The sequence below is a fragment of the Streptomyces sp. NPDC048434 genome, assembly GCF_043200375.1.
Lineage (GTDB): Bacteria > Actinomycetota > Actinomycetes > Streptomycetales > Streptomycetaceae > Streptomyces.
On record NZ_JBICXQ010000094.1, the window covers coordinates 1 to 1,292 of the forward strand.

Below are 1,292 nucleotides of genomic sequence, written 5' to 3' on the forward strand. Positions count from 1 at the left end.
GCGGCGGCGGTGGAGGATGAGTTCGGTGGCTTCGTCGAAGTCGATCTCGTGGGTGGTGCCTATTTCGGCGCCGAGCAGCCGCAGGCGTTTGGTGGTGCGGATGCGGGCGATTTCGTCGTCGGCGGATTCGACGTCCACGGTGCGGGGGGAGTGGCCTTCGAGGCCGAGGAGGACGGCTTTGGGGGTGCCGTGGCCGTGGCCGGTGGCGCCCAGGGAGCCGAAGAGTTCGGCGCGGACGCTGACCGTCTGGGCGAGCAGGCCGTCCTTCTTGAGGCGTCCGACGAACATCCGGGCGGCGCGCATCGGGCCGACGGTGTGGGAGCTGGAGGGGCCGATGCCGATGGAGAAGAGGTCGAAGACGGAGATGGCCACGGGGGCGGACTCCCTTGTCTGCTCGTGGTGGACGGTGGAGCAATGGGGCAGGAGGTACGTTTCTGCGCCGTTGGTCGAGCGTAACGCGGACCCGGCTCGGTGCTTCCGGACGGAATCCGGCGGGTGCCCGTCGCCCGGGGTAACGGTCGGTGTCGGTGCGGACACGAGGTCGGGGGACGCCGGGCCGCGCACGGGTCCCGGCCCGTGGGGGAGGCCTGTCCGGCCCTGATCCGCCGGAATGGGGCCGGCCGGAATACCGCCTCCCCGTTGAAGGGCTGCTGCCCTCCGCCGCCTGGGCCATGCACGCCGCGAAAGCACCGAAATGCACTGTTATGGGTCGAAAGAGGGGATGGGAGAGGGAGGGGGATAGGGGAGAAAAGCGGGCACACGGGCCGTGAGCCCGGGACCAACCGCCCCGGGCTCACCGCTCGTTCACCTGCTGCCCGGCCGGTCACCGGCGGGCAGCGGGCTCAGCGCATGAGGCGTGTCACAGGGACGGGTACAGCGGGAACTTGTCCGCGAGTGCGGTGACGCGGGCCTTGAGGGCTTCGGCGTCGTGGGCGGGCTTGAGTGCCTGGGCGATGATGTCGGCGACCTCGCGGAAGTCCTCGGCCTGGAAGCCGCGGGTGGCGAGGGCGGGGGTGCCGATGCGCAGGCCGGAGGTGATCATCGGGGGTCGTGGGTCGTTCGGGATGGCGTTGCGGTTGACGGTGATGCCGACCTCGTGGAGGCGGTCCTCGGCCTGTTGGCCGTCCAGCTCGGAGTCGCGCAGGTCGACGAGGACGAGGTGGACGTCGGTGCCGCCGGACAGCACGGATACGCCGACTTCGGTGACGTCGGGCTGGATGAGGCGTTCGGCGAGGATGCGGGCGCCGTCGAGGGTGCGCTGCTGGCGTTCCTTGAAGTCGTCGGAGGCGGCG

1 protein-coding gene and 1 pseudogene are annotated in these 1,292 nt (G+C 70.7%); both read right to left on the minus strand.

The window, feature by feature from the left end:
* A partial coding sequence (locus ACGFWI_RS39015; protein WP_393910803.1) for a serine dehydratase beta chain occupies positions 1-372 on the minus strand: 372 nt, incomplete at its 3' end.
* A gap of 487 nt (positions 373-859) precedes the next feature.
* Positions 860-1,292: pseudogene (locus ACGFWI_RS39020) on the minus strand (serine hydroxymethyltransferase); the annotation flags it as partial.